5 protein-coding genes are annotated in these 3,773 nt (G+C 46.5%); 4 read left to right on the top strand and 1 reads right to left on the bottom strand.

The window, feature by feature from the left end; all coding sequences use genetic code 11:
* Positions 1–316: hypothetical protein (locus AB7S66_RS11970; RefSeq protein WP_428520300.1), on the bottom strand; the 316-nt coding region annotated here is incomplete at its 3' end.
* 50 nt (positions 317–366) lie between these two features.
* Here AB7S66_RS11970 and AB7S66_RS11965 point away from each other — a divergent pair.
* The 4 genes from AB7S66_RS11965 (at position 367) to AB7S66_RS11950 (ending at position 2,636) form a co-directional block, all read left to right on the top strand.
* Positions 367–1,026 carry a helix-turn-helix domain-containing protein gene (locus tag AB7S66_RS11965; protein WP_428520298.1) on the top strand — a complete coding sequence of 220 codons (660 nt, stop codon included), beginning with the start codon at positions 367–369 and terminating at the stop codon, positions 1,024–1,026.
* A gap of 126 nt (positions 1,027–1,152) precedes the next feature.
* Positions 1,153–1,752, top strand: a complete 600-nt coding sequence (locus tag AB7S66_RS11960; RefSeq protein ID WP_422479269.1) for a helix-turn-helix transcriptional regulator — start codon at positions 1,153–1,155, stop codon at positions 1,750–1,752.
* Positions 1,753–1,850: 98 nt separating this feature from the next.
* Positions 1,851–2,084 carry a single-stranded DNA-binding protein gene (locus AB7S66_RS11955; RefSeq protein ID WP_013605969.1) on the top strand — a complete coding sequence of 78 codons (234 nt, stop codon included), beginning with the start codon at positions 1,851–1,853 and terminating at the stop codon, positions 2,082–2,084.
* 189 nt (positions 2,085–2,273) lie between these two features.
* On the top strand, positions 2,274–2,636 hold the full coding sequence (locus AB7S66_RS11950) for a hypothetical protein (RefSeq protein ID WP_323393774.1): 363 nt from the start codon (positions 2,274–2,276) through the stop codon (positions 2,634–2,636).
* Positions 2,637–3,773 lie beyond the last annotated feature (1,137 nt).

Here is a 3,773-nt window from a genome sequence, read left to right as displayed (position 1 = left end):
GATCGTATTTGATTTTTCTCACGGCTTTGGTAACCGTCGACAATGACAGACAGGCACCGAGTCTTATGAGAAGCTGGAATATGGATGTGGCTTGCATATCTCCGCGCTGGAGTTGTTCCTTGATGAAGGTCTGGTACGGGGTGATCAACAGATTTCCCGGAGTGGAAGTCCTGCGGTAAATATCCTGATCCTCACACCTGGTGAGCACATTCGTGATCGTATCTGGGTGTACGTGGTATTTCTCGGCAAGTGCCTGCTTCGTGAACAGTCCTGTCTGGTAGTCGCTACGGATGAGCGGTGCGTCTGATGTGATCAAGGTTGGCTCCTATTCCAAATCACATTATTGAAAAATATGATTTGTGTAACATGTCAAGATTATTATTCAGAAGGATTCTGCTGTCAATGGATATCGACCCTGAAGCAAAAACAAGTGAAGAAGCCCATACGGATATTCTGGAAAAAGATATCGGGAAGGCTATCACAATATTGCGTAAAAGCTATCAACTTTCCATTTCAGCTTTCTCCATGAGAACAGGGTATTCCAGGGTCCATATCAGCGAGGTGGAATCAGGCAAGAGAAAAGCAACCGATGAATTGATAAGCGTCATACGGAATGTTTTTCATCTTGATTCTAATTGGCCTTTCTCTGAGGAACGGCCCGGTGACCCAGATGGTAACAAACTTCATCGGAAATTCAGTGAACAAGAAGAACTGAGCAGCATCAAGGCCGTTGCAGAGAGGTTGGTGGACTTGAGAAAGGAACTGCATATCAACCAGAAGGATTTCGCAAAGCTGACAGGAATTTCAGTGGCTATCATCGAGGATGTTGTGTATGGCCGTAGGAAGTTGACCTTGAGGATGGCTCAGCGAATAGAGGACGCCTGCGGTATCGGTACTGAATGGTTGTTGCATGGGGATGAGGACGCGAAGTATCTTCCGTGTGGACAAAGAATGACCAGTTTCTTGAAAAAACATCCAGAAGCCAGAAAGCTTGTGTGGGAGATGATGGAGGAAAAAGGGTTTTGACACATCTCCTTCCGTTTGAAGATTGGGTGTGTGGGATCAAGGATAGCTCCTTCGTCAGCAGTGGTTTTGAATCAATGCTTTACTATTTTGGCGTTTCAAAGTATATTTTTATGGAGATTTAGGCATTTGTCAATCAAAAAGAGGGTTGAAAACAAGGAGATAGAACACTCACTGGACAATACGGTCTGCGAGACGATTGTGCTGTTGAGAAACAGGCTTCAACTTTCTAAAGCCGATTTTGCAAAAAGGATCGGCTACTCACTTGCCCATTTGCGTAGGGTTGAAAAGGGAGAAAGCCTTCCGACAATGGAAATGATTGAATCCATCATCAAGGAGTTTCAACTGAATCCTACATGGCCGTTTCTTGATGAGGGAGAGGATCTTTTTACAGGAACATCCAGGCTGCAGGCTGATGAGGTTTCATCATCTGCCGGTAGCAGGTTGGTACAATGGCGTAAGGGAAAAGGAATCCAGCAAAAGGAACTGGCGGCTATAGCGGGAATTTCTCTTCCCAACCTGGTGGAAGTTGAATTCGGACGCAGAAGGATGACGACTCGATTTGCAAAGAAGATCGAGGACGCATGCGCTATAAGTGCATCTTGGTTGCTGTATGGAGATGAGCAATCGAAGGAGAATCCCTGTGGGGACAAGATGATTGAATTTCTCAGAAAGACACCAGAAGCCAGAAAGATTGTGTGGGAGATGATGGAGCGCGAAGACGATTGACGCACATTATTTTTTTGGCCTATAATATCAATATTCTGAACATTAAAAATAACAATATTAAAAAAAAGAACAATAACAAAAATGGAGGAAATTTGCTTATGGACGATCTGAATTCCTTGTTGAAAACCGCAATCGATGAGACCTCGCATGTACGGGAAGGGGAGACCTTTCTGGTAAAGGATCTGTTCAAGGGATACGAGTGGAACCGTATTCCCAAGGGAGACCGACTCATGCTGGGTTCGATGTTCCTCAGCTATATCGGCACACATGACTGCAAGGTTACCGTTGCCGACAAAGGAGCTTCGGGCCAGCAGCGGTATCAGAAGCATTGAGATCAGAGCTATAGGGTGGTTTGCCAATTTAGGTATACAGGAAGCGATGTGATACCAGTAGAGCATATACAGATTTCAACGAAAGGGTTGCAGAATCCATCAATTTGGTATAGGAACTATCTCTGAGCGTGCAATGGAAGTTTAACCCACATGCTTTACTACAACCAGATGAAGGGGAGTGTAAGACTCATGGTAATACCTACACCCAAGAAACGCAAAACCACAGCAATCATCGACGAATCCCGCGTGGATCAGATCAAGGCTTTCGTGCAAGGTGCCGTCTATTGCTATTGCAATGTCGCCGACCAGGGATCGAAGTTTTCGGCGCGAGACCTGTTCGGTGCATATGACAGCCTATGGAGTGCCACCCCATTGAAGGCATTGCATCAATGGCATACGGATAACGATGCTGACGACCCGGCAGGAATGGCTGGAAAGGACCTTGGCTGGATCCTGCTCGATGTACTCGATAGTGATGTCCGTCAGTTCCGTAAGAGCAAGGAAGTCGTCAATGTCTATGAGTGGCTGCCCTCTGAGGGAGTGGGGGTCTGATCAGATCAGGATGGAATCCACCCAGGTTGAGGCCAATTTTCTTTTCAAGGCCATCATAGGGGACTTTTACTCAAATTTGAGTAATACTCACTACACGCTTCAGATCGCCCTTCTTATCATATCAGGCGGGACACCCCTGCATACGGGACAGCCGATGTTAGAGGGTGTCCCCATACGCAACTCATGCCAACACAATATATAAGCGAGGCTTTGGGACAGTGGGACAAGAATTCATATAACAAGAGTTTTTTTGATGGAAGAGGGATGGATGCAACGCGAGCACCCGTATACACGCGTATACATTTATAGGGCGTAGTGTCCTATCTGTCCAGCTGTCCCAGCAGCGGGTGAACACAACTGGCGTTCACAATACAACTTTTTCCCTTATATTCAAAATCGATTTCCCTTAGAGGGAAGAACAGGCCTGCAGGCGCATACCCGCGTTAGCATATATGAGGGAAAAGTTGTGCAGTTGCAGCGCTTGTGATCACAAGGGGATGATGTCGTATCCGTCGACTGGCCTGGGTGAGACACTTTAGCGCAAAATTGAGCCAAAGTATCGCCATCATGGGTTTCTCATCGTGAAGATCTTTGAAGAGCTGTACGGACCCGGTTCGTATCCACCCCGCTGGTTACCGAAGAGGTTCTTGAGAACCAGCGGCTCTCTGGGGAACAGCACGTCGATCGTTCCCGAGTTCCCACCAAAGCAATGGGTACATACGCGGTAACATGCCATGTGTTGTTGCCAGATCTACAATTACGGAGGATTTGTTCTTATGTTCCTGAAATATCATTTGTCATCAATACCAATACTATATGGAGAGAAGACCAGCGCGGCATGCCCGTATGCACATATTCACGCGTATAGGGGTTTTTCCGGCTCTTGGGTACGGCGTTCGGAACAACCGCATGGTATGAGCTTTCGCCCAAATTTGAGCGAAAGCATCAATTCGATCAGTGTGATGGTGAAGGGGCTGATTTAGCAGCGAAGGAACAAGAATCAGCTCGTCCCACCTATGCTTGATGAATAGCACATCCTTACGATTTTGCTGACCTCAGCAAAATCGCAATACTGAAAGAAAGCAATTGCGTTTAAGCCGCTTGTAGAAACGAGCCTATGTCCAGTCATTGGCAGAT

It is taken from the genome of Sphaerochaeta sp., from assembly GCF_050178175.1.
Taxonomy (GTDB): Bacteria; Spirochaetota; Spirochaetia; order Sphaerochaetales; family Sphaerochaetaceae; genus Sphaerochaeta.
The sequence above is the reverse complement of the archived record's forward strand: the minus strand, read 5'-3'. Positions and strand labels throughout refer to the sequence as shown.